Consider the following 25,343-nt stretch of genomic DNA (forward strand, 5'->3'; position numbering starts at 1 on the left):
CTTTTTTCCTTGGGGAGAGAACCAAGATCAAACGCCGGCTTAGCCCGATACCGCATGCTAAACCGCCAGCGGCAGGCGCAACTCCGTCATCAGGCCGCCATCGGGATGGTTGGACAGGCTGACTTCACCGCCGGCGGCGCGGGCGATGTTGCGGGCGATGGTCAAGCCGAGGCCGAGGCCGCCGGTCTGGCGGTTGCGCGATTGTTCCAGGCGCACGAACGAGCCGAACACGGCGTCGAGCTCGGCCTGCGGTATGCCCGGACCGTCGTCGCGGATCGCCAGCGTAATTGTCTTGCCTGATTGACGCAGGCTGAGATGCGCCCTCTTGCCATAGGTCACCGCGTTCTGGACGAGGTTGGTGACGCAGCGCCGGAGCGCGACCGGCCGGGCCACGCAGATCAGGCCGCGCGAGCGCGCGTCCTCATTGTCGAAGGAGACCTCGTCGAAGCCGTCGGCGATCGATTCCACCAGCGACCAGAAATCGATCCTCTCGCTCTTTTCCTCGGTCACCTCGAAAGTGGCGAAGTCGATGACCGAGCTGGCAATGCCTTCGATGTCGGCGAGGTCGTGCGCCAGTGCGGTGCGGACGGTCGAATTCCTAAGCAATTCGAGGCGCAGCCGCATCCTGGTCAGCGGCGTGCGCAGGTCGTGCGCCAGTGCGGCCGCAAGATGCTCGCGGTCCTCGACATAGGCGCGCAGCCTCGCCTGCATGGCATTGACCGCCTTTGCCGCGGTACGCACCTCGCGGCTGCCGCTCTCGGCGATCGGCGGGCTCTTCAGGTCCTCGCCGATCCGCTTCACCGCGGTCTCCATCATCCGGTAGGGCGCCGTCAGCCGGCGCAGCGACCAGATCGAGGAAGCCACCACCAGCCCGGCGATCAAGGCATAGAGCGGCAGGCTGTCGAAGCTCAGTATCGGCCCGGCCGGTGTGTTCGGCTCGGTGAAGTTCAGCCATTGGCCGTCGGCAAAGCGAAGCGAGGCGGTCAGCTTGTCGCTCTGGGCGAAATCGGCCGCCAGTACCAGCAGGTCGCGCTCGACCTGGCCGATATCGGGACCGGCGACCGTCCCACCGGGAGCGTCGGCTTCGTGCGTTGCCGGGTCGCGACGGACCCGCGCGTCGGTGATGCCGAACTTCGATAGCCGGCCGACCAATATGTCTTCCAATTCGGCCAGTTCGTCGTCGCCGGCTATCGAGGAAGTAACAGCGGGCGTGTTGGAAACGGTGAGCGCATAAGTGGCGTTGAACAGGCCGGAGGCCGTCGCCTTGCGCTGTTCCGGCGTAGCGTCATGCATCAGCTGTACCAGCGAGAAGGCGCGGTCGTTGAGCCGGTAGAGATCGACGACGTCATTGGCGGCGGCACGGTCGCGCGAAACGATGTAGAGGGTCGCGATCTGGCTGATCAACAGGCCGGCGATGACGATGAGCAGCACCCAGACTGGCAGCGTTTGCGGCAGGATGCGTCTCATTCGGAGGTCGTCTCAGGCAGAAACTGATAGCCGCCGCTGCGCACGGTCAGGATCAGCTTCGGCGTTTTCGGGTCGTCCTCCATCTTGCGCCGCAGCCGGCTGACCAGAATGTCGACGCTGCGGTCGAAGCTGTAGCCGCTGTCGCCGCCGGACAGCTCGATGAGCTGCTCGCGGCTCAGTACGCGCTGCGCGCTCTTGACGAAGGTCTGCAGGAGATTGAATTCGGCCATCGTCAGCTCGATCCTGACGTCGTCCGGCGCCATCAGCCGGCGGCGCGAACAGTCCATGGTCCAGCCGGCGAAACGGTAGACCTGGCGCGACGTGGGCCGTCGCGGCTCGGCAGCGCCGTTGCGCCTCAGTACGGCACGGATGCGTGCCAACAGCTCGCGCGGATCGAAGGGTTTCGGCACGTAGTCGTCGGCGCCCATCTCCAGGCCAACGACCCGGTCGGTAGTTTCGGTAACCGCGGTCAGCATGATGATCGGTGTCGAATAATTGGCGCGCAACTCGCGGCAGAGTTCCAGCCCGCTCTTGCCGGGCAGCATGACGTCCAGGACGATCAGGTCGACCTGGGCGCGGCGCAGGATGGTCTCCATCTCGGTGCCGTCGGCGGCGACTGATGTATGCAGCCCTCGCTTCTGGAAAAATTCCTGAAGCAGGTCGCGAATGCCCTTGTCGTCGTCGACGATCAGTATGTGGGGGTCGGATTTCACAGGGAACCTGTCATTTGTGGATCGCCCAAGCGGTGCTTCGGCCGTCAGCCAGACGATAGAATTCAGGCCATAAGTTGGCCAGTGAAGATCGGCAGCCCGATCCGGGCTGCCGAGAAACAATCCAGAAACAAAATTCTACAATCCGGAAAAACTGCCGAAAAAAATCAAGGTCATAAGTGGTCCCGTGGCGGTCAGGTCATCGGCTGCGACACGCGTTACGGGATTACGGATAGACCAATGCAAAGGTTCTCGATCAGTCTGATGGGTGCGTTGCTTTCCATTTCGCTCGTCACGGCCGCGGTTGAACAAGCCGATGCAAAACTGGCCGATGCAAAGGTGGCCAATGCAAAGGCGGCCGATGCAAAGGTGGCGACCACCCGCAGCGAGCGTTGCATCGATCTGAACCGCCAGTTTGACGAAGCCCTCGAAACCCATGCCGCGGCAACGCAGGTCACCGCGGCGAAAGCACTTCAGAGAAAGGGAAACCGGTTCTGCGCCAACAAGAAACAGGCACAGGGAATCCGGATGCTCGCAAATGCTTTGAAGCTGCTTGGTGTCACACCGATCGACCCGGTTCAGTGATGCTCAAACCGACCTGCACAAACAAGGAAATGAAACCATGAAAAAGTCCCTCCTCTCCGCTCTCGGTCTCGCCGTCGCGCTTGCTTTCTCGATGCCGGTCCTCGGCAACGCCGCTGCCACGACCGTTGCTCCCGCCGCCACGACGACAGCGGCTGCCCCGGCGAAGGCGCCGATGAAGAAGGTTGTCTCCAAGACGACCGCCAAGAAGGTCTGCAGGGTTACCAAGACGCACAAGTGCCCGGTTAAGCACACCGTCAAGAAGACCGCTCCCAAGGCTTGAACCACGCTTACCTAGAGCGGTTCATCGTTTCACGGAACGCCGAACCGCTGCATGTCTTTGTTTTTGCGCAATTCCGGACGAAAACCGTTTCACACTTTTCCTGGAATTGCCCTAGACTACAAGGCCGCTCCAGCCGCAATCTGGTTGGAGCGGCCTTCTGGTGTCGCATACGCATCCGATATCCCGCGTCGCATAACCCGGTCGCAATCCCGTCCCGCCGAGGCATCCGCATGAACGAGCGCGTCGAGCCCGTTTTGTTCGCGCCCAGGATTTTCCGTGGATTGGAGCTACATCGCCATCTGGCGGACCCGATTGCTGATTGTGCTCATCGGCTCGGTGTTGGTCGTGGCCTGGCTGGCCACCGCATGGAGGGAACGCCGGCCGCAGGCTGCCGGGCCTCGTCCCGATGCGCCGCCCGCCGCACCAAGGCGGCAAGTCCACGACCGTCGCATCTTCGGCCGCCAGGACCGTTGAACGCCAGGCGATAGCTCCCACATAGATTGCGAATGACCGCGCCGATCGTAATCCCTGCGCGGTTGAAAAATGGACGGCCGCTTTCGCACATGTCAAAATGAAAGCGAGTTGTCGCGCAGCTACCGGTCCCATGCCAGAAATCACGACAAAACCTCGCACCAAGGCCCAGCCGAAGGTCGAACGGCCGAAGCTCTACAAGGTCATCCTGGTCAATGACGATTTCACGCCGCGTGAGTTCGTGGTGACAGTGCTGAAGGGCGAATTCAAGCTGAGCGAAGACCAGGCGCATAGGATAATGATCACCGCGCACCGGCGCGGCGTCTGCGTTGTCGCCGTCTTCACCAGGGATGTCGCCGAGACCAAGGCGGCGCGGGCAACCGATGCCGGCAAGGCCAAGGGCTACCCGCTGATGTTCACGACGGAGCCGGAGGAGTAGGGCTCCTCCCTCGCCCCGTTTGGAGGGAGAGACGGGAACTACCGCCCTTCGCGGTACCACATCGAACCCATCGCCAGAAGCAGCAGGCCGAGGCCGAGGAAGCCGCCGAACAGCGGCACCCGCGAGACGGCCTTTAGCACGCTGTCGTCGGTGGTGCGCAGGCCGATCCAGTCATTGCCGGAGGCAGCGCCCGAGGAACGGACCGGAACGATTGAGGGTAGCGTAACCGTGCTGGTGAGATTGCCGAGTGCCGAGGCCGGCGCCAGCCGGCGAACGCTGCCGCCGGTTGCCTCAGCCGGTGGTTTCAGCCGGTTCTCGGTGGAGACCACATCGGTGAATTCCGGCGCGTTGACCGGTCCGACATGGGCCAATGCCGTCAGGTCGCCACTGCCGACCTGATAGAGACCGATTTCGCTGGTCTCGACGCTGCCGAGGAAGACGCCTGGTTCGGATTTCTCGAGCCTGACGATCAGTGCCTTGCCGGACGGCGTGATGACTTGAGCCGGGCCGGGGTCGTCGCTCATCGTCTGGCGGCGGATTTCCAGCACCATGCCGCGGCCGTCGGCGGTCAGCCGCTCTTCCTCGAGTTCGGGCTCCTTCATCAGCCAGTGGGCGATGCGCCGGTAGAGCTGGACGTGCGGGCCACCGCCCTCGAAGCCCCGCGCCCACAGCCAGCCCTGGTCGGACAGAAGCATGCCGACGCGGCCTTCGCCCTTGCGGTCGAGCAGTAGCAGCGGCCGGTTGTCGGCGCCCTTCATCACCACCTCGCCCTCGGGATTCTCGACGCCGATAGTGCGGAACCAGCGGCTCCAGTGCGGCGGCTCGGTCGCGGAGCCGTCGAGCCCGCGGGTTACCGGATGACGCTGGCCGGTATCGGTGAGCCGCGGATAGAAGGCCTTGTCGATGACCTCGCCGGTCGGCATTGCCGGCAGCGCCGACATCAGCGGCGTGCGGGCGATCGAGCTTTCGCCGGCATATTCGGGGCCTGCCGCGATCAGCAGCGCGCCGCCCTTTTCGACATATTCGGAGATGTAGTCGTAATAGAGGATCGGCAGCACGTCGCGGTGCTGATAGCGGTCGAAGATGATCAGGTCGAAATCCTTGATCTTCTCGACGAACAACTCGCGCGTCGGAAAGGCGATCAGCGACAATTCGTTGATCGGCGTACCGTCCTGCTTTTCCGGCGGGCGCAGGATGGTGAAGTGCACGAGGTCGACCGAAGCGTCGGATTTCAGCAAATTGCGCCAGGTGCGCTCGCCGGCATGCGGTTCGCCGGAAACAAGCAGCACGCGCAGATTTTCGCGGATGCCGTCGATCAGCGCGATGGCGCGGTTGTTGGTGTCGGTGAGTTCGCCCGGCTCGTGGTTGATGGCGAGTTCGACGATGTTGCGCCCGGCGCTGGGAATGGTCACCTGCAGCGGCATCGCCTGGCCGATGTTGGCGTGCTCGACCGATACCTGCTCGCCGTTGACCGATACGCGGACATCGACCGCGCCGGTTTCGTTGTTGGTGGCGATGACGCGATAGGTCATGTCGAGCGGCTTGCCGACGAGACCGAAGCGCGGCGCATTCTCGAAGCGGATGCGGCGGTCCTTCTCATGCTCGTTGCCGGTAATCAGCGCGTGCAGCGGGGCATTGAAGTCGGGTGCACCGGGCGGCGCGTCATGCACCTCGCCATCGGTGATCATGATGGCGCCGCCAATGCGCGACGGCGGTACGTCGCGGAAAGCGTTTTCGAGTGAGGAAAACAACCGCGTCTCGGTGCGCTCGTCGGCGGCTTCGGACTTGCCGGCTTCGACGACACGGACGTCGAACTGCTTGAAACGGCCGAGACGCTGCTGAAGCCCGGCCAATGCCGCGTCGGTCTGCTTGGTGCGGTCGCCGATATCCTGGCTCTGGCTGCGGTCGACGACGACGGCGACGATGCTTTTCAGCGGCTCGCGCTCTTCGTCGAGGAACACGGGATTGAGCAGCGCCGCAGCCAGGGCAATCAGGGCTGCCAGGCGGAAGACCGCGCCGCGCTGGCGAAACCAAAGGCCGACCAGCGCCAGCAGCAGCAGCGGGACCAGAACTACTGCGAACAGCGGCCAGGTGGTGAGCGGTTCGAAGGCGAGCGACCAGTTCATGGTCTATTGCCCCAGCCGTTCGAGCAGCACCGGGACGTGCACCTGGTCGGATTTGTAGTTGCCGGTCAGCATGTACATCATGATGTTGACGCCGGCGCGCAGGGCATAGATGCGCTGCATCGGATCCGACGGCACGGTCGGCAATAGCGGGTCGCCATTCTCGTCGACGGCCCAGGCGCCGGCGAAATCATTCGCGGTGATCATTATCGGGGAAACGCCGTCGCCGGTGCGCACCGGGCGGTTCTCGGTGTTGCTGGCTTCGAGCGATGCCTCGACCCAAAGCGGGCTGCCGGCAAAACGGCCGGGAAACTCCGGAAGGATGTAGAAGGATTTGGTCAGCACGTGGTCCGACGGCACCGGTTCCAGCGGTGGCACGTTGAGGTTGCCGAGGATGTCGCGCAGCCGCTCCGTCGCCGGGCTGGTCGAATCCGCACCAATGCCATTGGCGAACTGGTCGCGGGTGTCGAACAAGACCGTTCCGCCCTGCTGCATGTAGGCGTCGATGCGGGCGATGGCGGCCTCGCTCGGCATCGGGGCCGAGGGATCGATCGGCCAGTAGATCAGCGGATAGAAGGAAAGTTCGTCCTTCGAGATATCGACGCCGGCCGGTGCTCCGGGTTCGAGCGCGGTTTTTTCTATGAGGAAGCGGGTCAGGCCTTCGAGCCCGGCGCGGCTGATCGAATCGACACCCGGCTCGCCGGTCAGCACGTAGGCGATCCGGGTCTTTGAAATGTCCCCGATCGCCTCCGTATCTCCCGGTTTGGCGTCGTCGGCGCGCGCGACGTCCGCGTGGCCAATCAAGGCGCCGAGCGCAATCAGCAGGACGGCTGCCGTCGCCGCCGCGCTGGCACGGCGCGGCCGGCGCGACAACAGGCCGCCCATCCAGAATACGGCAAGCGTGTCGAGCACCATCAGCACCAGGGCGGCCGTGACAAGCGGACCTTTGAGGTTGCGCTGCTCGTCGAAAGCATACTGGATGGTGGTGACCGGCACCGTGATCTCAGGCCGGGCCAGCGGCGTGAATGCGCTGTCGCCACCGAGCAGATTGTGAGCGAACACTCCCGTCTCCGAGCCGTAGAGGCCGGGCGGGTTTTCGAGCGTCACCGGCAGCGGGCCGGCGCCGGGCACCAGCGGCCTGGCATCCGGCGTCGGCGGCACCAACGTGCCGTCGGCGGCGATCATGCGATAAGGTGCCAGCGACGTCGCGGCGGCCTCGGCATTGGCGACAGCCGCGCCCTGGTTGCGCGACAATTGCACGATGCGCCGCAGCATCTCGACGAAGCTGCCGGAGATCGGCAGGTTGGACCATGTCGCCTCGGGGGTGACGTGGAACAGCACCAGGGTACCCTTGTCCTTCTTCATCCCGGTCACCAACGGCGTGCCGTCGGCAAGCGTGGCCCAGGTGCGCTCGACGATGTCGGGCGTCGGTTCGGCCAGCACCTGCCTGGTGACGGTGACCTCGGTGGGCGGCGCGAGGTCGGCGAAGGGACCGGTTTTCGGGAATTCGGTGACCGGCTGCGGCGCGGTCCATGACAGCGCGCCGCCAAGCGATCGCTCGCCGGTGCGCAGCCGGACCGGCAGCAGGTCGTCGTCATTGCCGGCAGCGGCCAGCCGCGAACCGGCAAAACGCACCAGCGTGCCGCCCTTGTCGACCCAGTCGACCAGCCTTTGCCGCGCCTGTTCCGGAATGGTGCCGACATCGGCCATGACGATCATCGCCGGCTTCTGGTCGAGCAGTTGCGGGATCGCGTCGGCGAGATCGACGCTCGACGGCTCGACCAGATCGGCGAAGGGCTGCAGGGCGCGGCGGATGTAGTAGAGCGGCGACAGCAGCGGTTGCGCCTGATCGGCCTCGGACTGCGAAAGCAGGCCGACGCGGCGGCGTTTTGAGCTCTCATCGAGAACGCGGACGGCACCGGCCTGGCGCTCGCCATCGAGCGCGACGTAGGCGAAGTCGTTACGCAGTTCGAACGGCACCGCCATCGTGCCGGTGGCGGTGGTTCCGCCCGGGGCAAAGGTCAGCGTCGCGTCGGCAATGCGGCGGCCCTTGTCGTCGAAAGCGCCGGCCGTCACCTGTGCAGGTGCCGGATCGCCCGGTGCGCGAATGGCGGTCAGGGCGAAGCCGTCGACCTGGTTGTCGGCGCCGGTCAGGCCGGTCAGCGACAGCCGGTCGGAGACGGCCCAGACGACACGTGCCGCGTTCTTCGAGAACAGCGTGCTGAAGGCGGCTTCGTCACCTTGCGCCGCCAGACCATCGGCGAGCACGGCAACGCTGGCGCCAGGCAGCGACTCCAGGGCTGAAGCGACGCGGGCGTAGACGGCAGGGCGGTCGGTCGGGATCGGCCGCGGCTTTGCCGCGCGCAGCCGGTCGAGCGCGGCAGCGGCATCGAAGGGACCGATCTCGGCATTCGGCTTCTCGGCGGTGAAAGCGATGAGCACCGGCACGCCGTTCGAATTGGCATCGGCGATCAGCCGCTCGGCGGTGGCGACCCGCTTGCCCCAGTCGGCGGCACTTGCCCAGTCATTGTCGATCACCAGCGCCAGGGCGGCGCCCTCGGCCGGCAGCTTTTCGCGCGGGTTGAAGACGGGTTCGGCAAGTGCTGCCACGACAAGCGCGGCCATCAGCAGCCTGAGCAGCGTCAGCCACCAAGGGCTCTGCTGCGGCGTTTCTTCGCGCCTCAGCACGCGGGCGAGAATCCTGAGCGGCGGAAACACCTCGGTTTGCGGCCTGGGCGGGGTCAGCCGCAGAAGCCACCAGATCACCGGCAGCGCCAGCAGGCCCCACAGCACCATCGGCGCCCCGAAGGAGAGCGGCAGCCAACTCATGCGCGGGCCCTCCCGGCAAAGCTGCCCTCGGCGGTCATCGCCATGTGGATGTGCACCAGCGCGTCGGAGGCAAGGCGATCGGTATGATTGACGGTAAAGCTCCAGCCAAGCCGTTTGCACCAGCCAGCCAGTTCCTGGCGGCGGGCGGCATAAAGCAGGCGATATTCCTCGCCCAGCATTTCGGCGCGGCCGGCGGTCAGCTTGTCGCCGGTCTCAGGATCGGTGAATTCGGTGCGCCCGGCATAGGGGAAGCTTTCCTCGGCCGGATCGGCGACCTCAATCAGATGTGCGCGCACGCCATGTCGGGCGAGCACATCCAGCCAGGCCATGGTGTCCTCGACCGGGTCGAGGAAATCGCTGACGAGGACGATGTCGCAGAAGCGGCGAATGCCGGACAGGTCGGGCTTTGCCGGCAGGTCGGCGGCGTGCATCAATTGCGCCGCGATGCGCTCGGCGCCATTGCGGGCGGTGAACGGGTCGGTCAGGCCCGGCCAGGCAATGCGCTCGCCGCTGCGCGACAAAAGCTCGGCCATGGCCAGCGCCAGCACCAGGGCGCGCGACTCCTTGGAAACGCTGGCTCCGGTCGATTTGTAGAGCATGGAAGGCGAGGGGTCGGCCCACAGCCACACCGTATGGGCGGCCTCCCATTCACGGTCGCGGACATAGGTGTGGTCGTCGCGAGCGGAACGGCGCCAGTCGATGCGCGAGGAATCGCCTTCGACATAGGGCCGGAACTGCCAGAAATTCTCGCCGATGCCGCGCTTGCGGCGGCCATGCCAGCCGGCAATTACCGTGTTGACGATGCGGCGCGCCTCGACCAGCAGGTCCGGCACCAACGAAGCCCGCAACCGGCCTCTGGCGAGCGCATCGCGCGTCGCTGCCGGTGCCTGCGCTTCACCGATGCGCGCCATCAAATCCCTTTCGCGAGCTTCGCCACAATATCGCGAACCGTGGTGCCCTCGGCGCGGGCGGCGAAGGTCAGCGCCATGCGGTGCTGCAGCACCGGCTCAGCCAGCGCGCGGACGTCGTCGACCGACGGCGCCAACCGGCCGTCATAGAGGGCGCGGGCGCGGGCGCACAGCGTCAGCGCCTGACTGGCGCGCGGGCCTGGGCCCCACGCGACGTGCTTGTCGGTATCGGCGTTGCCCTGGCCGGGACGGGCCGAGCGCACCAGCTTGAGGATCGCCTCGACGACGCTTTCCGGCACCGGCATGCGGCGGATGAGCGTCTGGATGTCCTTCAGCCGCGCCGGCTGCAGCACGTTTTCAGCCTTGGCATCCTCGATACCGGTGGTTTCCAGCAGGATGCGGCGCTCCGCCTCGATCTCGGGGTAGAGGATGTCGACCTGCATCAGGAAGCGGTCGAGCTGCGCTTCCGGCAGCGGATAGGTGCCTTCCTGCTCCAGCGGGTTCTGCGTCGCGAGAACATGGAACGGTGACGGCAAGTCATGGCGCACGCCGGCAATGGTGACGTGGTATTCCTGCATCGACTGCAGCAGCGCCGACTGGGTACGCGGCGAGGCGCGGTTGATTTCGTCGGCCATCAGCAGTTGCGCAAAGATCGGCCCGGAAATGAAGCGGAACGAACGCTTGCCGAATTCATCCTGCTCCATCACCTCTGAGCCGAGAATGTCTGATGGCATCAGGTCGGGCGTGAACTGGATGCGGCGCGAATCGAGGCCGAGCACGATGCCCAGCGTTTCGACCAGCTTGGTCTTGGCTAGGCCGGGCACGCCGACCAGCAGTGCATGGCCGCCGGCTAGCAATGCAACCAGCGTGCGCTCGACGACGCTTTCCTGGCCGAAGATGACCCGGCCGACGCCGTCGCGGACCCTCGAAATGTCGGCCAGCGCCTTCTCGGCCTGCGCCACCATGTCTTTTTCGCTGATCGGGCTTTCCTTGATCATAACGCTCATGCAGCATCGATCCTTCTGGTTGGAAATACCGCTTGGCACCTTGGGTGCCGCAGAATGCCGCGATTCGGCCTCGCATGGCGCCTGCAATGAACTTAAATCACAGACTTAGGCTGACAAGCGGAACAACAGTGACTATTTCGTGACCATGACGGAAGCCGCCGACCATCGTGAAGAGAGCCTGACGGCCGCGACCGAGGCGCGCGGGCTGGAAGCGCTGGTCTCGCGCGCGACGCGAGCCGGCAAGGGGCCGGCGCCGGTGGAACGCTGGAATCCGGCGTTTTGCGGCGATCTCGACATGGAAATCAAGCAGGACGGCACCTGGTTCTATCTGGGAACGCCGATCGGCCGGATGCCGCTGGTGCAGCTTTTTTCCTCGGTGTTGCGTAAGGACGAGGACGGCAGGACCTACCTGGTGACGCCGGTGGAAAAGGTCGGCATCCGCGTCGCCGACGCGCCCTTCATTGCCGTCGAGATGGACGTGTCGGGCGCAGGCGACGGACAAATCATAACCTTTCGCACCAATGTCGGCGACGTGGTCGAGGCTGGGGCGGGGCACCCGCTGCGCTTCGTCGATGAGGACGAGACAGGTGGCCTGAAGCCCTATGTGCTGGTGCGCGGGCGGCTGGAGGCGCTGGTGGCACGGCCGGTGATGTACGAGCTGGTCGAGCACGGCGAAGAGATCGACATCGGCGGCAAGACGATGTTTGCCGTCCGTTCCAAAGGCGAGGTCTATCCAATCATGCCGGCTGAGAAACTGAAACGGCTGAGCGCATGATGGACCGCCTATGATGGATCAGGTGACGCCGCTGCCGTTTTCCGCTGCCGGGTTTCGCCAGCGCGTCGCGGCGCAGCCGCTGGTGCATGCCGGCGACGATTTTGGCGACCACCGCTTCAATCCGGGCCATCCCAGGCTGAAGCTGGCCAAGGCGCTGCGCGATGCCGCCGTGCTCATCCCGGTGATCGATCATGGCCATGGAGCCACGGTCCTTTTGACCAGGCGGGCGGAAAAGCTGCGCAACCATTCGGGGCAGGTGGCTTTCCCCGGCGGAACCATCGATCCAACCGATGCGAGCCCGGAAGCGGCGGCGTTGCGCGAGACATTCGAGGAGATCGGTCTCGATAGGGATTACATCGAGATCATCGGCCGTCTGCCGGACTACGTCTCCGGCAGCGGCTATCGCATCGCCCCGGTGCTCGGGATTGTGCGGCCCGGTTTCAGCCTGACGCTGAATTCCGACGAGGTCGATGCCGTCTTCGAAGTGCCGCTGGGCTTTCTGATGGACCCCGCCAACCACACCAGAGACAGTCGCATGTGGAATGACCTCGAATGGTTCTATTACGAGATGCCCTATGGCGGCCAGCGCATCTGGGGCGTCACCGCGGGTATCATCCGAACGCTTTATGAAAGGCTCTATTCGTGAGCAATCCGGTGTCGATTGCTGGCAAGGCCGGCTGGCTCGGCGAAAGCCACCTGCAGCGCCTGCTCGCCGCGCTCACCGACAGCGGCGAGGAGGCGCGTGTCGCCGGCGGCGCGGTGCGCAACGCGCTCATCGGCCAGCCGGTCGCCGACATCGACATCGCCACCACGACGGTGCCCGAGGAAACCGTCCGGCGCGCCGAGGCGGCGGGCTTCAAGACGGTGCCGACCGGCATCGAGCATGGCACCGTCACCGCGGTCGCCCACGGCAAGGCTTATGAGGTCACCACGCTGCGTGCCGATATCGAAACCGACGGCCGGCGCGCCAAAGTGTCGTTCGGCCGCGACTGGAAAGCCGACGCTGAGCGGCGCGATTTCACCATCAATGCACTCTATGCCGAAGCCGATGGAACGGTCGTCGATCTGGTCGGCGGTATCGCCGATATCGAAGCGCGGCGGCTGCGCTTCATCGGCGATCCGGAAGCGCGTATCCGCGAGGATTATCTGCGCATCCTGCGTTTCTTCCGTTTCTTCGCCTGGTATGGCGACGGCAGGCCGGATGCCGAAGGGTTGAAGGCTTGTGCCCGACTGAAGCAGGGGCTCGACCAGCTCTCGGTCGAGCGCGTCTGGTGGGAATTGAAGAAATTGCTGTCAGCGCCAGATCCGTCGCGGGCGCTGCTGTGGATGCGCCAGGCCGGCGTTCTGACCGCCGTTTTGCCGGAAAGCGAGAAATGGGGCATCGATGCCATTCACGGGCTGACCAAGACCGAGAAGGATCTGGCCTGGGCGCCGGACCCGCTGCTCAGGCTGGAAGCCATCGTGCCGCCGGATGCCGCGCGCATGAAAACGCTTGCCGAGAGATTGAGGCTTTCCGCGAGCGAGGCAAGCCGGCTGCGGAATTGGGCGATCACGGCTGCCGTCGATCGGAAAACGACCGAAGGAGAGTTGGCGAAAAGGCTTTATTTTGGCGACCGCCAAGGCTTTATCGATCGGTTGCGGCTGTTGCTCGCTTCCGCTCGAGCCCGCGCGGTCGAAGACAATGACGCACTGCTCGAAGCCGGCGGCTTCTCGCGCCTGCTTGCCTTCGCTGCAAAATGGCAAAACCCTGTTTTTCCGGTCAAGGGCACCGATCTGACGACGCTTGGCGCATCACCGGGGCCGAAGCTTGGTGCAACGTTGAAGAATCTCGAAAAGGAATGGGTCGAGTCCGGTTTTGCGCTTGATCGCGGCGCGCTGCTCAAGCGCGCCGCGGAGGCACTCGAATCCTGACCGTCACGCTGCGTCGCGGACCTTTTCGATGCGCGAGCGGATCGCCTCGATCATCGTCTCGCGGATCACCGTCTCGCCATGCGTCTCGCGCAGATGCTCGACGGCACGGCGCATGACCTCAGCCTCCTCCTCGGCGCGTGTGTGCCACTCGCAGCCGGGTACGAGCGACCCGCAATGGAATTCCTTCATTTGGCTTCTCCTCATCTCCTCCTTGGAGCGCCGCGCCGCGCAATGACACGGAAGCTCCAGACCTTTGATTGCGCGATCCGGAAACCGGGTCCGGTATCCGGCTACACGCGGGCCAGCTAAGCATAACACGATCGAACGGTTTTGGTTGCCCTACGCCGCGCGTGCAAGCCGACACCCAGTGCTCAAGGTTGCGAAAAGGCGGAGCAGCGCTGCTCCGCCCTCTTACGCTACCCCGGAGGCAAGACCTCCAGCGGGCAGGACATCACTTCACGATCTTGACGGCCTCGGCAATTTTGTCCTTGCCGCTCATATCCCACGTGACGCGGACCTTTTCGCCGACCTTCAGGCCAGGATCCTTGAAGGTCTGGGGCAACGTAAAGGTGGCTCCGTTATCCAGAACCAGGCTCATCGCCGTTCCATCAAAGCTTTTGATCGTGCCGGTGGTGTGCTTGACCGCAGCGAATGCGGCAGTACCAGAGGCGAGAACGGCAGCGGCGGCTGCGGTCATAATAAGCTTGCGCATGGCATGCTCTCCTGGAAAATGCGGGCACCCGCTTGGGAAGGTGCCCCATTCAATCATGGGCCGTCCGGTCACGTCGGGTCGCGGCTCTCGGGAGTAAAGGACCGCCGGCGTTTCCCGGCCCGACGCGACAAATAGCCCAATCTTTTCAATAGAATATTAGACGAAAAAGATATTTTCTGGCGCGCCTTGCGCCACATTTGCCGTCAAATTCTGGGGATTTAGACCCGATTGCGGCTCACATCACGCTCACCGAGATTTTACGGCCATTTCACCTCAGGCGGCAGGCTGGACAGGATCGAGGCGACATTGCCGCCGGTCTTCAGCCCGAAGATGGTGCCGCGATCGTGAAGCAAGTTGAATTCGACATAGCGGCCGCGGCGGATGAGCTGCTCGTCACGGTCGCCATCGGTCCAGTTGTCGTTGAAGTTGGCGCGCACCAGATGTCCGTAGACGACGAGAAAAGATCGCCCGACGTCCTGGACGAAGTTGAAATCGGCGTCCCAGCCGCCTTTGTCCTCGCCCGAATGCAGCCAGTCGAAGAAGATACCGCCGGTACCGCGTGGCTCGTCGCGGTGCGGCAGATAGAAGTACTCGTCGCACCAGGCCTTGAATTTCGCGTAGTCGGCGATCGCCGCGTTCTTCTCGCAGGCAAATTGCATCGCCCTGTGGAAGGCGATCGTGTCGGGGTCGTCCTGGCTGCGGCGGCGGTCGAGCACCGGTGTCAGGTCGGCGCCGCCGCCGAACCACTGGCGCGAGGTTACGACCATGCGCGTGTTCATATGCACGGCCGGCACGTTGGGGTTCCACGGATGGGCGATCACCGAAATGCCGCTCGCCCAGAAGGACGGGTCCTCTTCGGCGCCCGGCATCTGCTTCCTGAATTCGGGCGAGAACTCGCCGTGGACGGTCGAGGTGTGGACGCCGACCTTCTCGAAGACGCGGCCATGCATCATCGACATGATACCGCCGCCGCCCTTGCCGGCATCGCGTTGCCACGGCGTCTTTTCGAAGCGGCCGGGCGACCAGCTGGCCTGCGGCCCCTGCAGGTCCTGCTCGATCTGCTCGAAGCTGGCGCAGATGCGCTCCCGCAACGTCTCGAACCACAGCCGTGCCTTCGTCTTCTTCTGTTCGATGTCGGCTGGCAGCCCCGCCGGTATCTCGGGTCGTTGCAAATCCTGTCTCCGGTTGCGGGCGCGCCCGACAAATGACTCGTCTTTTCCGGCCGCGATCCCTAATCTCTTGGGTGCAAGGGTCAAGTGTGAATGGAGTTCTTTCGTGCGCACCCCGGCAAGACCGCCGCTGGATGGCCTGAAGAGGAGGCTCGACCGTTCGCGCGCCGAGAACGCGCGCATGCCGCGCGACGGATTTCTGCGCGAGACCTTCGTGCTGCCGCGCTCCGACGCCCGTCTCAAGGCGAAGGAATGGTTCGAGCGCTTTCCCAAGCAGGCCTATTGGACCGAGATCGAAAGCTGGTTCGAGCGGCCGGGCGACGTCATCGAATTCACCATCAGGCGGCTGCCGGCGGCGGATTAACGCTCGATCAGCAAGCGTCTCGCTCCCGGCCCCTGGATGCTCAGCCGGTCGCCCTTGTTCCTCAGCGGACATTTGTCGATTGACATGCAGCCGCAGCCGATGCAGTCGGTCAGCCCGTCGCGCAGCTTCTTGAGCTGACTGATCTTCTGGTCGAGCTCGTCGCGCCAAGCCGTCGAAAGCAGGTTCCAATCCTCGCGCGTCGGCGTTCGGCCTTCGGGCAATGATCGAAGGGCTGTGCCGATCTCGGCTAATGAAATGCCGACCTCCTGCGCTACCTTGATGATCGCCACCCGTCGCAGCACGTCGCGGCCGTAACGCCGCTGGTTGCCTGATGTGCGGTGGCTGCGGATCAGCCCGCGCGCTTCGTAGAAATGCAGCGCCGACACCGCGACGCCGCTGCGCGTCGCCACCTGGCCGACCGTCAATTCCGTCACCGCAGCCATTCTAATTTCCGCTTGACCTCAAGTTAAGTTGAGCTTGTAGCGAAGAAGCCTCGAAGATGCAAACGGCAGGAGAAGGCGATGTGCGTCTGGATGAGAATGACTGGAGAGGAAGCAGTGTTGCGTGAGGACGACGCCTTGGTCGCTGCGGCCGGCGATCGCGTACACATCCTAGCGAAGCTGCCGGGTCGCCTCGCCCGCCACCATCGCAACGGAAAGCGCGACGTTGATGCTGCGCGCGCCGGGCTGCATCGGAATGGTCAGGCGCGCATCCGCCGCCTCGTGGACGGCATCCGGCACGCCTGCGGATTCACGGCCGAACAGGAGAATGTCGTCGCCGGCAAAGACGAAATCCGTGTAGGCGACAGCTGCTTTGGTCGACAGCAGCACCAGCCGCCGCTTGGCAAGCTTGCGCCAGTCCTCGAAGGCGTGCCAGTCGACATGCCGGGTGAGCGCCGCCATTTCGAGGTAGTCCATGCCGGCCCGTTTCAGCGCCCGGTCACTGAGCGGGAAGCCCGCCGGTTCGACAATGTCGACGCCGAGACCGAGGCAAGCGGCGAAGCGCAGGATAGTCCCGGTATTGCCGGCGATATCCGGCTGGTAGAGCGCGATGCGGAGACGGTCGTTCATTTCCGCGTCTTTCTAATAAGTGGCAGATCAGCCACAGAGCTCTCGCGGTTTTGGAAATTCCTGGACTGGCGGGTGGTCATTTTCTGCGAAGTCGGTTATACGGCCAGCATTGTCAACCCGAACCGATGGAGGGGTAATTCATGATGGCCATGCACATCCACCACCCCTCTCGTGGGCTTACCAGCCCGACGGCGGTTTCGGTACGACGATTCTCCTGACCTTCTAGACTTCAATCGCACCGATTCCCGCCGAAACCTTTTTCGGCCTTTGAAGGAATCCTGCGATGTTTTTCAAGCTGTGGAAGGGGCTGAACGCCCCACCTGAACACGCTTCGACCGATGCCACCTTTGCCGCGCCGCGCATGCCCGCGGCCTGGGTTGGTTCACCCTTCTACCTGTATCTTCAACTACCTGTATCTTCAACCGGAGGACGGACCGATGTTCGATCCCTGTAGAATACCCGGCTCAAGGAGCCTGCACGAGCGCAAGACTGCGACCTGGTCGCTTTTGATCGGCGAGACCTACTCGTCGGCGGTTCACGCCGAGACCCGCCGGCGTCCGCATCGCGGCATGCTGCCGGACGTCGATTTCTCGCGCGCCGTTCCGGACTATAGCCGGCCGTCGCTGGTGCGCCGGATCATCAGGCTGATCCGGCCTGGTGCAAAAACCGGCGCGAAAATCCGGATCGTCAAAACGTCGTCAGCATCGTCAAACGAGACTGTCGGCGAAAGGCCCGCGACAACCTATATAGCGCGAAGCAGGACCGGCGAGGCGGACGATTCCGTATCACCGGTCCTTGGCGCCATGCGGTCTGGGCACCTCGTCCGGTCCCGTGCCGCGTGAGCGGAAACAGTACTGTGAGCACCACTATGTTTAGCTGGTTTGAAAAAAGGCTCGATCCGTTCCCTGCCAAGGAGCCGGTCGAGCCGCCGCGGACACTGATCGCCTTCTGCGTGCATTACACACGCGGCGCATGGCCCTATATCGCTCTCGATGCGGTACTGGTGACGGCCATCGCCCTTGCCGAGGTGTGGATGTTCGGCTTCATGGGCCGGATCGTCGACTGGCTGTCCGGACAGAATCGCGAGACGTTCCTGCAGACCGAAGGCTTGAAGCTGGCCGGCATGGCCTTCATCGTGGTTTTCGCGCTGCCGGCAACGGTCTGGTTCCATTCGCTGCTCAACCAGCAGACGCTGATGGGCAACTATCCGATGCGTATCCGCTGGCAGGTGCATCGTTACCTGCTCAAGCAGTCGATGAGCTTCTATCAGGACGAGTTTGCCGGGCGCATCGCGACCAAGCTGATGCAGACGGCGCTCGCCGTGCGCGAGTGCGTCATCAAGCTCATCGATGTGCTCAATTATATCGTCGTCTATTTTCTCGGCATGCTGTTCATTGTCGGCTCGGCAGACTGGCGGCTGGCTGCGCCGCTTGCCGTCTGGCTTGCCGGCTATGTCCTGCTGTTGCGCTATTTCATCCCGCGGCTGGGCAAGGTCGGCGAGGAGCAGGCCAATGCGCGCTCAACCATGACCGGCCGTGTCGTCGACAGCTACTCCAACATCCAGACGGTCAAGCTGTTCTCGCATGCGCGGCGCGAGGCATCCTTCGCCAAGGACGGTATGGCCGGCTTTCTCGACACGGTTTACCGATCGATGCGGTTGGTGACGCAGCTCTACGGCCTGCTCTACGTCCTGAATTCGCTGCTGTTGTTTTCGGTCACCGCAATCTCGCTATGGCTGTGGCTCGGCCAAGCCGTGACGATCGGCGCCGTCGCCCTGGTCATCGGCCTCGTGCTGCGGCTCTGGGGCATGTCGCAATGGATCATGTGGGAGATGTCCACGCTGTTCGAGAATATCGGCACGGTGCAGGACGGCATCGCCTCGATCTCGCTGCCGCGCCTCGTCGAAGACCGGCCTGGCGCCAAGGATATTGCCGTGACCAAGGGGGAGATCCGTTTTGAGGACATCCGCTTCCACTACGGCAAGCAGAAGGGTGTGATCGAAAGCCTGTCGCTGACGGTGAAGCCGGGCGAGAAGGTCGGCATCGTCGGCCGTTCGGGTGCCGGCAAGTCGACGCTGGTCAATCTTCTGTTGCGCTTCTACGACCTCGAAAGCGGCAAGGTCCTGATCGACCGCCAGGACATTGCGGCGGTGACGCAGGACTCGCTGCGCGCGCAGATCGGCATGGTCACGCAGGACACCTCGCTGCTGCATCGCTCGGTACGCGAGAACATCCTCTATGGCCGGCCGGACGCCAGCAACGAGATGCTGATCGAGGCGGCGCGGCGCGCCGAGGCGCTGGATTTTATTGCCGGCTTGTCGGATTCGAACGGCCGCAAGGGTTTCGACGCGCATGTCGGCGATCGCGGCGTCAAATTGTCCGGCGGCCAGCGGCAACGCATCGCCATAGCCCGTGTCATGCTGAAGGACGCGCCGATCCTCATTCTCGACGAGGCGACCTCCGCCCTAGATTCCGAGGCCGAGGCGGCCATCCAGGAGAACCTCTACAAGCTCATGCAAGGCAAGACCGTCATCGCCATTGCCCACCGGCTGTCGACGATCGCAGCCATGGACCGGCTCGTCGTCATGGACAAGGGCCGTGTCATCGAGGAAGGTTCGCATGAGGAACTCGTTGCCAAAGGCGGGCTCTACGCCCAACTCTGGCAACGCCAGTCGGGCGGATTCCTGCTCGACGACGGCCCCTCTGCCAACAATGCAGCCGCCAACGATGCAATCGCCAAGGGTGAAGCTGCCGAATGATGACTGCCATCTACCGCTGGTTCGAGAACTGGGTCTATCCATTCCGGGAGCCCGCGGACCTTCGGCCACCTGCCGGCGTCAGGGGTTTCCTCTGGCATTATGTCGGGCAGGCGAAGATCGCCTTCTTCGCCATGCTGGTGATCGGCGGCATCGCGCCGCTGGTCGAAGCCGGACTGTTCTATTTCGTCGGGCGGCTGGTCGACATCCTCGACCAGCTTCCCGGCGAACGCAGCTGGCACGCGCTGTGGACTGCCGCCGGCCCGGAACTTGTCTTCATGATTGCGGTGGTGCTGGTCATCCGCACCATCGTCGTCAGCCTGTCGGCGCTGGTCGACGAGCAGACGATCACGCCAGGTTTCTATAACCTGGTGCGCTGGCAGGCGCATCGCCATGTCTCGCGCCAATCCTACGCCTTCTTCCAGAACGACTTTGCCGGACGTATCGCGACCAAGGTCTGGCAGGCGGGACAGGCGACCGGCGATCTGATGGAAAGCTTCATCGAGGTCGTCTGGTTCATGGTCGTGTATACGGTGACGACGCTGGCGCTGGTCGCCGGGCTCGATCTCCGGCTGGCGATGCTGGTGGTGATCTGGATTACCGCCTTCGGCTTGCTGGCCAGGCGCTATGTGCCGGCAATCCGCAAACATGCCGAAGCCACAGCCGAAGCCGGCTCGATGATCACCGGCCGCCTTGTCGATTCCTATTCGAACGTGCAGACGTTGAAACTGTTCTCGGCCGATGGCGACGACCGCTACATCAGGAACGGCTTCGACATCTATCTCGACGCGCTGCGCCCGTTCACCCGCCGGCTGACAGGCGTGCGCATGGCGCTGACAATGCTGTCGGGCATCATGATCACAGCGATCGCCTGCTTTGCCGTTTATCTCTGGATCGACGGTTCGATCACAGTCGGCGCCGTGGCCTTCACGCTGTCTTTGGTGCTGCGTCTGAACATGCTGCTCGGCCGGCTGATGATGCAGCTCAACGGCATCTTGCGAAACCTCGGCGTGCTTGAGAATTCCAAGGCGCTGATCTCGCAGCCGCTCGGCCTGACCGATGCGCCGGACGCGAAAGAGCTTGTCGTCGGCGGCGGGCGCATCGACGTGAGCAATGTCGAGTTCCACTACGGCAAGGGGTCCGGCGTGCTCAACGGCATCGCCCTCGTCGTGCGGCCGGGCGAAAAGGTCGGCCTGGTCGGCCCGTCCGGCGCCGGCAAGACGACCTTGGTCAATCTGATCCTGCGCCTCTACGACCTCGAGAGCGGCAAGATCACCATTGACCGGCAGGACGTCTCCAGGGTCACGCAGAATTCGCTGCGCGCCAATATCGGCGTCGTTAGCCAGGATACGGCACTGTTCCACCGCTCGCTGCGTGACAACATCAAGCTCGGCATGCCGGAAGCGACCGACGCCGAGGTGGTCGCGGCAGCGAAGAAGGCCGAGGCGCACGAGTTCATCCTCGGTCTGCGCGACAATCGCGATCGTATTGGCTATGAGGCCTATGCCGGCGAGCGCGGCGTCAAGCTCTCCGGCGGCCAGCGCCAGCGCGTGGCGATCGCCCGCCTCTTCCTCAAGGATGCACCGATCCTGGTGCTCGATGAGGCGACCTCGGCGCTCGATTCCGACATCGAGGCGGCGATCCAGGAAAATCTGGCAAGGCTGATGGAAGGCAAGACAGTCATCGCCATCGCGCATCGGCTGTCGACCATTGCGGCACTCGACCGGCTGGTGGTGCTCGACGACGGCCGCATCGTCGAGCAAGGCACGCATGACGAGCTGGTCGGGCTCGACGGGCTCTATGCCAGGCTGTGGAAGCGGCAGTCCGGCGGCTTCCTGTTCAACGAGGAGAGCGCGCTGGCCGAGACCCGGCCGGCGGAGTAGTTTCTAAAACCGGAGCAGACCATGGCTGTGAGAATGCCATCGAATTTCGGACGGTCCGGCGCGCAGGAGAGCGCGTTGGACCTGCTTGGCCATGAAATCCTCGGCGAGAAGGCGGCGGCGCTCGGCCGCGCCGGCCGGCGCGTCGAGGAAACGCTGACGAAGCTGCGCGAGAATTCCGACAGCGTCGACCGTGCCCGGCTACTCAAGGACGCAGCCGAAGCGGTGCACGGCTATTTCATCCAGCGCGAACTCTGCGGCCTGCGTAAGCACGACGCGGTGACCCGGGAATACAACATTCCCAAGGCCGTGCTGGCCAGGCTCGGCGCCAGCGCATGATCCGAACCGGAACTGGTTTGTGAAGCGTTATTCCAGCCACTCGGTGATGAAGCTGCCGTTCTCGTGTATGTCGGTGGTTTCCAGCGGGCCGGGCCCGAGATTGGTGAATTTGTGCGGCGTGTTCGGCGGTACGACCAGGATCTGGCCGGCTGTGGCCTCGATCTGCCGGTCGCCGACGGTGAACAGACCGGTCCCGGTCCGGATGATAAAAATCTCGCAATAGGGATGGCTGTGCAGCCTGGGGCCGCCGCCGATCTCGGGCAGGTAGTTGAAGATCAGGCAGCTGTTCGAGCCGTAAGCTCCGCCTTGCAGCTCGCCCTGCCAGTGATCGGGCGCATCGGCCCATTTGTCGCGGTCTATGACATGCGCCATAGGCCGAGGATAAACCGGGCCAGCGCCAGCTGTCGAGGCGAACGCAGCCATTTGGTTTTGCTGCTGTTTTCCAATCGTTCCGCCGTGCGAATTACGTCCCCGCGACAATCTGCCCTTGTGCCTTCACCCGTCTGGACAAAAACAGGCTTCACGCATAAACCCAAGTCCCAAATGCCGGAGGAATTCGCTAGCCTGTTCGCCATGCGCTGTCGGGCCGGCGTGATTGAGCGGGGAACAAGGCTCTGCCGCCGGCACGGAAGAGGCGAAAGGATCAGGCACCCGTGAGCGCAACCGACACCCAGGATCCCAACCGTCGTGATTTTCTCTACGTCGCCACCGGCATGGCCGCGGTGGTCGGCGCGGGCGCCGTCGCCTGGCCGTTCATCGACCAGATGCGTCCGGATGCCTCGACACTGGCGCTCGCCTCGGTCGAGGTCGACGTCTCCTCGCTGACGCCGGGAATGTCGCTCGTCGTGAAGTGGCGCGGCAAGCCGGTTGTCGTGCGCAACCGCACCGAAAAAGAGATGAAGGAAGCCGAGGCGGTCAATCTCGCCGAGCTCAAGGATCCAATCGCCCGCAATGCCAACCTGCCGGCCGACGCGCCGGCAACCGACGCCAACCGAACCACGCCGGGCAAGGAAGCCTGGATGGTGATGGTCCAGGTCTGCACCCATCTCGGCTGCATCCCGCTTGGCCAGGAAGGCGATTTCGGCGGCTGGTTCTGCCCATGCCATGGTTCCGTCTACGATACCGCCGGCCGCATCCGCAAAGGGCCGGCGCCGGAGAACATGGCGGTACCGGTGTTCCAATTCGTTTCCGACACCAAGATCCGTATCGGCTGAGGCAGGGGATATTTCCATGAGCGAGGGACACTCGACCTATACGCCCAAGACCGGCATCGGACGCTGGTTCGATTCGCGCATGCCGCTGCCGCGGCTGGTCTATGACAGCTTCATCGCCTATCCGGTGCCGCGCAATCTAAACTATGCCTGGACCTTCGGCGGCATCCTTGCGCTTATGCTGGCGGCGCAGATCCTGACCGGTATCGTGCTGGCCATGCACTACGCAGCCGACAGCACTCTCGCCTTCGATTCGGTCGAGAAGATCATGCGCGACGTCAATTCCGGCTGGATGCTGCGCTACCTGCATTCGAACGGCGCGTCGTTCTTCTTCATTGCCGTCTACATCCATATCTTCCGTGGCCTCTACTACGGCTCCTACAAGGCGCCGCGCGAGCTGCTGTGGATCCTCGGCTGCATCATCTACCTGCTGATGATGGCGACCGGGTTCATGGGCTACGTGCTGCCTTGGGGCCAGATGAGCTTCTGGGGCGCCACAGTCATCACCGGCTTCTTCACCGCCATACCGCTGGTTGGCGACTGGATCCAGCAGCTTCTCCTCGGCGGCTTCGCGGTCGACAATCCGACGCTGAACCGGTTCTTTGCGCTGCATTACCTTTTGCCGTTCATGATCGCCGGCGTCGTCGTGCTGCACATCTGGGCGCTTCATGTCGTCGGCCAGAACAATCCGACCGGCATCGAGGTCAAATCGAAGACCGACACGCTCGCCTTCACGCCTTACGCGACCATCAAGGATGGGTTCGGCATGATCGTGTTCCTGTTCGTCTTCGCCTATTTCGTGTTCTACCTGCCGAATTATCTCGGCCATCCGGACAATTACACCGTGGCCAACCCGCTGAAGACGCCGGCCCACATCGTGCCGGAATGGTACTTCCTGCCGTTTTACGCGATCCTGCGCGCCATCACCTTCAATATCGGGCCAATCAACTCCAAGCTCGGCGGCGTGCTCTGCATGTTCGGCGCGATTGCAATGCTGTTCCTGGTGCCGTGGCTCGACACCTCGAAGGTGCGCTCGGCAGTCTACCGGCCCTGGTACAAGCTGTTCTTCTGGCTGTTCGTGGCCGACGCCATCCTGCTCGGCTGGCTGGGCTCGCAGCCGGCCGAGGGCAGCTATGTGTTCATGGCGCAAATGGCGACGCTGTTCTACTTCGCCTTCTTCCTGGTAGCGCTGCCGGTGCTCGGGCTGATCGAAAAGCCGCGGCGGCTGCCGAATTCGATCACCGAAGCGGTGCTCGAGAAGAACAAGGGCGGCGGTGGACATCCTGCCGGCGCCACGACCGCGCCGGAAACCAAGGGCTGAGCATGATTCCGAAAAGTGGAAACCGGTACTCGGACAAGGTCATGCTCGAGACGGTGACAGCGCGTCAGAGAATCTCAAGGGGATTTGGCATGAAGAAGATTCTCACCTCGCTGGCGCTGCTTGGCCTTGTGGCCGCGGGCATGGGGGCCGCAGGCACTGGAGCCAGCGCCCAGGAAGAGGCGCACAATGAGGCGGCGCCGACGCATTTCCCGATACACGAACCAAAGGAAATGGACTGGAGCTTCGCTGGGCCATTCGGCACCTACGACAAGGCCCAGCTGCAGCGCGGGCTGAAGGTCTACAAGGAAGTCTGCTCGGCCTGCCATTCGATGAATTTGGTGGCGTTCCGTACGCTGGAAGGCCTTGGCTATTCGGACGCGCAGATCAAGACGCTGGCGGCCGAATATACGATCCATGACGGCCCGAACGATGCCGGCGACATGTTCGACCGTCCCGGCAAGCCGTCCGACCATTTCCCGGCGCCATTCCCTAATGTCGAAGCGGCAGCGGCGGCAAATGGCGGCGCAGCGCCGCCCGACATGTCATTGTTGGCCAAGGCGCGCGGCGTCGAGCGCGGCTTCCCGCGCTTCGTCTTCGATATCTTTACCCAGTATGCCCAGGGCGGCCCCGACTACATCCACTCGCTGCTGACCGGCTACGACCAGCAACCGCCGGCGGGCATGGTCATACCGGAAGGCACGCACTACAATCCGTACTTCCTGTCCGGCGTGTCGCTGAAGATGCCGAAGCCGCTCTCCGATGGCCAGGTTACCTATGATGACGGCGCGCCGCAGACGGTCGACCAGTATTCTCGCGACGTGTCGGCCTTCTTGATGTGGGCGGCCGAGCCACACCTCGAGGATCGCAAGAAGACCGGCTTTCGCGTACTGGTCTTCCTGCTGCTGTTCGGTGCGCTGGTCTACCTGACCAAGCGCAAGGTGTGGGCCGGCGTGATGCACTGAACCCTGCGATATACGAGAATGCGAGGGCGTCGAAAGGCGCCCTTTTCATTGCAGG

At 63.8% G+C, this 25,343-nt stretch carries 27 protein-coding genes; 15 read left to right on the forward strand and 12 right to left on the reverse strand.

What is annotated here, in order from left to right; translation table 11 throughout:
• Positions 1–57 precede the first annotated feature (57 nt).
• Both NKH21_RS05845 and NKH21_RS05850 read right to left on the reverse strand, forming a co-directional pair.
• Positions 58–1,467, reverse strand: a complete 1,410-nt coding sequence (locus NKH21_RS05845; RefSeq protein ID WP_352863504.1) for an ATP-binding protein — start codon at positions 1,465–1,467, stop codon at positions 58–60.
• A complete protein-coding gene (locus tag NKH21_RS05850; protein ID WP_352863506.1) occupies positions 1,464–2,180 on the reverse strand; it encodes a response regulator in 717 nt (238 codons plus the stop codon). Before NKH21_RS05850 ends, NKH21_RS05845 begins: the two co-directional genes overlap by 4 nt.
• Positions 2,181–2,417: 237 nt before the next feature.
• Here NKH21_RS05850 and NKH21_RS05855 point away from each other — a divergent pair, with 237 nt between their 5' ends.
• The 4 genes from NKH21_RS05855 (at position 2,418) to clpS (ending at position 3,952) form a co-directional block, all read left to right on the forward strand.
• Entirely contained in the window at positions 2,418–2,762 is a 345-nt protein-coding gene (locus tag NKH21_RS05855) for a hypothetical protein (RefSeq protein WP_292665026.1), read from the forward strand.
• A gap of 37 nt (positions 2,763–2,799) precedes the next feature.
• On the forward strand, positions 2,800–3,042 hold the full coding sequence (locus tag NKH21_RS05860; RefSeq protein ID WP_352664621.1) for a hypothetical protein: 243 nt from the start codon (positions 2,800–2,802) through the stop codon (positions 3,040–3,042).
• 276 nt (positions 3,043–3,318) lie between these two features.
• Positions 3,319–3,516, forward strand: a complete 198-nt coding sequence (locus tag NKH21_RS05865; protein ID WP_352664623.1) for a hypothetical protein — start codon at positions 3,319–3,321, stop codon at positions 3,514–3,516.
• Between the two features lie 130 nt (positions 3,517–3,646).
• The gene (clpS, locus tag NKH21_RS05870; protein ID WP_352664625.1) at positions 3,647–3,952 is read left to right on the forward strand and encodes an ATP-dependent Clp protease adapter ClpS; all 306 of its coding nucleotides are present in this window, start codon (positions 3,647–3,649) and stop codon (positions 3,950–3,952) included.
• Between the two features lie 38 nt (positions 3,953–3,990).
• On the opposite strand, the gene NKH21_RS05875 is transcribed toward clpS, so the two are convergent.
• From NKH21_RS05875 to NKH21_RS05890, 4 genes are read right to left on the reverse strand one after another with little or no spacing between them, the layout of a single operon-like run.
• Complete coding sequence (locus tag NKH21_RS05875) at positions 3,991–6,078, reverse strand: hypothetical protein (protein WP_352863509.1); 2,088 nt, start codon at positions 6,076–6,078, stop codon at positions 3,991–3,993.
• 3 nt (positions 6,079–6,081) lie between these two features.
• Complete coding sequence (locus NKH21_RS05880; RefSeq protein ID WP_352863511.1) at positions 6,082–8,904, reverse strand: DUF4159 domain-containing protein; 2,823 nt, start codon at positions 8,902–8,904, stop codon at positions 6,082–6,084.
• On the reverse strand, positions 8,901–9,815 hold the full coding sequence (locus NKH21_RS05885; RefSeq protein ID WP_352863513.1) for a DUF58 domain-containing protein: 915 nt from the start codon (positions 9,813–9,815) through the stop codon (positions 8,901–8,903). Before NKH21_RS05885 ends, NKH21_RS05880 begins: the two co-directional genes overlap by 4 nt.
• Positions 9,815–10,819: an AAA family ATPase gene (locus NKH21_RS05890; RefSeq protein ID WP_352863515.1), complete on the reverse strand. Its 1,005-nt coding sequence runs from the start codon at positions 10,817–10,819 to the stop codon at positions 9,815–9,817. Before NKH21_RS05890 ends, NKH21_RS05885 begins: the two co-directional genes overlap by 1 nt.
• Positions 10,820–10,964: 145 nt before the next feature.
• On the opposite strand from NKH21_RS05890, the gene NKH21_RS05895 reads away from it, so the two are divergent.
• The 3 genes from NKH21_RS05895 to NKH21_RS05905 are packed head-to-tail and all read left to right on the forward strand — an operon-like array spanning position 10,965 to position 13,505.
• Positions 10,965–11,594, forward strand: coding sequence for a DUF1285 domain-containing protein (locus NKH21_RS05895; protein WP_352863582.1), 630 nt, complete (start codon positions 10,965–10,967; stop codon positions 11,592–11,594).
• Positions 11,595–11,607: 13 nt separating this feature from the next.
• A complete protein-coding gene (locus tag NKH21_RS05900; protein ID WP_352863517.1) occupies positions 11,608–12,240 on the forward strand; it encodes a CoA pyrophosphatase in 633 nt (210 codons plus the stop codon).
• Entirely contained in the window at positions 12,237–13,505 is a 1,269-nt protein-coding gene (locus NKH21_RS05905) for a CCA tRNA nucleotidyltransferase (RefSeq protein WP_352863519.1), read from the forward strand. Before NKH21_RS05900 ends, NKH21_RS05905 begins: the two co-directional genes overlap by 4 nt.
• A gap of 3 nt (positions 13,506–13,508) precedes the next feature.
• On the opposite strand, the gene NKH21_RS05910 is transcribed toward NKH21_RS05905, so the two are convergent.
• The 3 genes from NKH21_RS05910 to hemF all read right to left on the reverse strand — a co-directional run bounded on the left by NKH21_RS05910 (position 13,509) and on the right by hemF (position 15,389).
• Positions 13,509–13,694, reverse strand: coding sequence for a DUF1059 domain-containing protein (locus tag NKH21_RS05910; protein WP_023679490.1), 186 nt, complete (start codon positions 13,692–13,694; stop codon positions 13,509–13,511).
• A gap of 262 nt (positions 13,695–13,956) precedes the next feature.
• Complete coding sequence (locus tag NKH21_RS05915) at positions 13,957–14,217, reverse strand: DUF1344 domain-containing protein (protein ID WP_023679489.1); 261 nt, start codon at positions 14,215–14,217, stop codon at positions 13,957–13,959.
• Positions 14,218–14,474: 257 nt separating this feature from the next.
• Positions 14,475–15,389: an oxygen-dependent coproporphyrinogen oxidase gene (gene hemF / locus NKH21_RS05920; protein WP_352863521.1), complete on the reverse strand. Its 915-nt coding sequence runs from the start codon at positions 15,387–15,389 to the stop codon at positions 14,475–14,477.
• Between the two features lie 103 nt (positions 15,390–15,492).
• Here hemF and NKH21_RS05925 point away from each other — a divergent pair, with 103 nt between their 5' ends.
• Positions 15,493–15,750, forward strand: coding sequence for a hypothetical protein (locus tag NKH21_RS05925; RefSeq protein ID WP_352863523.1), 258 nt, complete (start codon positions 15,493–15,495; stop codon positions 15,748–15,750).
• On the opposite strand, the gene soxR is transcribed toward NKH21_RS05925, so the two are convergent.
• Together soxR and NKH21_RS05935 are read right to left on the reverse strand one after the other, a co-directional pair.
• The gene (gene soxR, locus NKH21_RS05930) at positions 15,747–16,193 is read right to left on the reverse strand and encodes a redox-sensitive transcriptional activator SoxR (RefSeq protein ID WP_352863525.1); all 447 of its coding nucleotides are present in this window, start codon (positions 16,191–16,193) and stop codon (positions 15,747–15,749) included. The genes NKH21_RS05925 and soxR overlap by 4 nt on opposite strands.
• Positions 16,194–16,361: 168 nt before the next feature.
• Complete coding sequence (locus NKH21_RS05935; RefSeq protein WP_352863527.1) at positions 16,362–16,820, reverse strand: tRNA (cytidine(34)-2'-O)-methyltransferase; 459 nt, start codon at positions 16,818–16,820, stop codon at positions 16,362–16,364.
• Positions 16,821–17,257: 437 nt separating this feature from the next.
• Here NKH21_RS05935 and NKH21_RS05940 point away from each other — a divergent pair, with 437 nt between their 5' ends.
• The 4 genes from NKH21_RS05940 to NKH21_RS05955 are packed head-to-tail and all read left to right on the forward strand — an operon-like array spanning position 17,258 to position 21,794.
• Positions 17,258–17,662 (forward strand): hypothetical protein, encoded by a 405-nt coding sequence (locus tag NKH21_RS05940; protein WP_352863529.1) that lies wholly within the window; start codon positions 17,258–17,260, stop codon positions 17,660–17,662.
• 26 nt (positions 17,663–17,688) lie between these two features.
• A complete protein-coding gene (locus NKH21_RS05945) occupies positions 17,689–19,578 on the forward strand; it encodes an ABC transporter ATP-binding protein (protein WP_352863584.1) in 1,890 nt (629 codons plus the stop codon).
• Positions 19,575–21,458, forward strand: coding sequence for an ABC transporter ATP-binding protein (locus NKH21_RS05950; protein ID WP_352863531.1), 1,884 nt, complete (start codon positions 19,575–19,577; stop codon positions 21,456–21,458). Before NKH21_RS05945 ends, NKH21_RS05950 begins: the two co-directional genes overlap by 4 nt.
• A gap of 21 nt (positions 21,459–21,479) precedes the next feature.
• The gene (locus tag NKH21_RS05955) at positions 21,480–21,794 is read left to right on the forward strand and encodes a DUF6665 family protein (protein WP_352863533.1); all 315 of its coding nucleotides are present in this window, start codon (positions 21,480–21,482) and stop codon (positions 21,792–21,794) included.
• A gap of 27 nt (positions 21,795–21,821) precedes the next feature.
• Here NKH21_RS05955 and NKH21_RS05960 read toward each other — a convergent pair whose 3' ends face one another.
• On the reverse strand, positions 21,822–22,166 hold the full coding sequence (locus NKH21_RS05960; protein ID WP_352863586.1) for a cupin domain-containing protein: 345 nt from the start codon (positions 22,164–22,166) through the stop codon (positions 21,822–21,824).
• A gap of 281 nt (positions 22,167–22,447) precedes the next feature.
• On the opposite strand from NKH21_RS05960, the gene petA reads away from it, so the two are divergent.
• The 3 genes from petA to NKH21_RS05975 all read left to right on the forward strand — a co-directional run bounded on the left by petA (position 22,448) and on the right by NKH21_RS05975 (position 25,288).
• On the forward strand, positions 22,448–23,008 hold the full coding sequence (gene petA, locus NKH21_RS05965) for a ubiquinol-cytochrome c reductase iron-sulfur subunit (RefSeq protein ID WP_352488992.1): 561 nt from the start codon (positions 22,448–22,450) through the stop codon (positions 23,006–23,008).
• Positions 23,009–23,024: 16 nt separating this feature from the next.
• Entirely contained in the window at positions 23,025–24,326 is a 1,302-nt protein-coding gene (locus NKH21_RS05970) for a cytochrome b (RefSeq protein ID WP_352863535.1), read from the forward strand.
• Between the two features lie 89 nt (positions 24,327–24,415).
• Positions 24,416–25,288, forward strand: coding sequence for a cytochrome c1 (locus NKH21_RS05975; RefSeq protein WP_352664654.1), 873 nt, complete (start codon positions 24,416–24,418; stop codon positions 25,286–25,288).
• Positions 25,289–25,343 lie beyond the last annotated feature (55 nt).

This window comes from Mesorhizobium sp. M1329 (genome assembly GCF_040318035.1).
In the GTDB taxonomy this organism is placed as follows: domain Bacteria; phylum Pseudomonadota; class Alphaproteobacteria; order Rhizobiales; family Rhizobiaceae; genus Mesorhizobium.

Excerpts from the sequence above, each read along its gene's own strand:
- NKH21_RS05845 (WP_352863504.1), bottom strand. The coding sequence starts at position 1,467 with ATGAGACGCATCCTGCCGCAAACGCTGCCAGTCTGGGTGCTGCTCATC.
- NKH21_RS05855 (WP_292665026.1), top strand. The coding sequence starts at position 2,418 with ATGCAAAGGTTCTCGATCAGTCTGATGGGTGCGTTGCTTTCCATTTCG.
- NKH21_RS05860 (WP_352664621.1), top strand. The coding sequence starts at position 2,800 with ATGAAAAAGTCCCTCCTCTCCGCTCTCGGTCTCGCCGTCGCGCTTGCT.
- clpS (WP_352664625.1), top strand. The coding sequence starts at position 3,647 with ATGCCAGAAATCACGACAAAACCTCGCACCAAGGCCCAGCCGAAGGTC.
- NKH21_RS05875 (WP_352863509.1), bottom strand. The coding sequence starts at position 6,078 with ATGAACTGGTCGCTCGCCTTCGAACCGCTCACCACCTGGCCGCTGTTC.
- NKH21_RS05880 (WP_352863511.1), bottom strand. The coding sequence starts at position 8,904 with ATGAGTTGGCTGCCGCTCTCCTTCGGGGCGCCGATGGTGCTGTGGGGC.
- NKH21_RS05885 (WP_352863513.1), bottom strand. The coding sequence starts at position 9,815 with ATGGCGCGCATCGGTGAAGCGCAGGCACCGGCAGCGACGCGCGATGCG.
- NKH21_RS05890 (WP_352863515.1), bottom strand. The coding sequence starts at position 10,819 with ATGAGCGTTATGATCAAGGAAAGCCCGATCAGCGAAAAAGACATGGTG.
- NKH21_RS05895 (WP_352863582.1), top strand. The coding sequence starts at position 10,965 with ATGACGGAAGCCGCCGACCATCGTGAAGAGAGCCTGACGGCCGCGACC.
- NKH21_RS05900 (WP_352863517.1), top strand. The coding sequence starts at position 11,608 with ATGGATCAGGTGACGCCGCTGCCGTTTTCCGCTGCCGGGTTTCGCCAG.
- NKH21_RS05910 (WP_023679490.1), bottom strand. The coding sequence starts at position 13,694 with ATGAAGGAATTCCATTGCGGGTCGCTCGTACCCGGCTGCGAGTGGCAC.
- NKH21_RS05915 (WP_023679489.1), bottom strand. The coding sequence starts at position 14,217 with ATGCGCAAGCTTATTATGACCGCAGCCGCCGCTGCCGTTCTCGCCTCT.
- soxR (WP_352863525.1), bottom strand. The coding sequence starts at position 16,193 with ATGGCTGCGGTGACGGAATTGACGGTCGGCCAGGTGGCGACGCGCAGC.
- NKH21_RS05935 (WP_352863527.1), bottom strand. The coding sequence starts at position 16,820 with ATGAACGACCGTCTCCGCATCGCGCTCTACCAGCCGGATATCGCCGGC.
- NKH21_RS05940 (WP_352863529.1), top strand. The coding sequence starts at position 17,258 with ATGTTCGATCCCTGTAGAATACCCGGCTCAAGGAGCCTGCACGAGCGC.
- NKH21_RS05945 (WP_352863584.1), top strand. The coding sequence starts at position 17,689 with ATGTTTAGCTGGTTTGAAAAAAGGCTCGATCCGTTCCCTGCCAAGGAG.
- NKH21_RS05950 (WP_352863531.1), top strand. The coding sequence starts at position 19,575 with ATGATGACTGCCATCTACCGCTGGTTCGAGAACTGGGTCTATCCATTC.
- NKH21_RS05955 (WP_352863533.1), top strand. The coding sequence starts at position 21,480 with ATGGCTGTGAGAATGCCATCGAATTTCGGACGGTCCGGCGCGCAGGAG.
- NKH21_RS05960 (WP_352863586.1), bottom strand. The coding sequence starts at position 22,166 with ATGGCGCATGTCATAGACCGCGACAAATGGGCCGATGCGCCCGATCAC.
- NKH21_RS05970 (WP_352863535.1), top strand. The coding sequence starts at position 23,025 with ATGAGCGAGGGACACTCGACCTATACGCCCAAGACCGGCATCGGACGC.
- NKH21_RS05975 (WP_352664654.1), top strand. The coding sequence starts at position 24,416 with ATGAAGAAGATTCTCACCTCGCTGGCGCTGCTTGGCCTTGTGGCCGCG.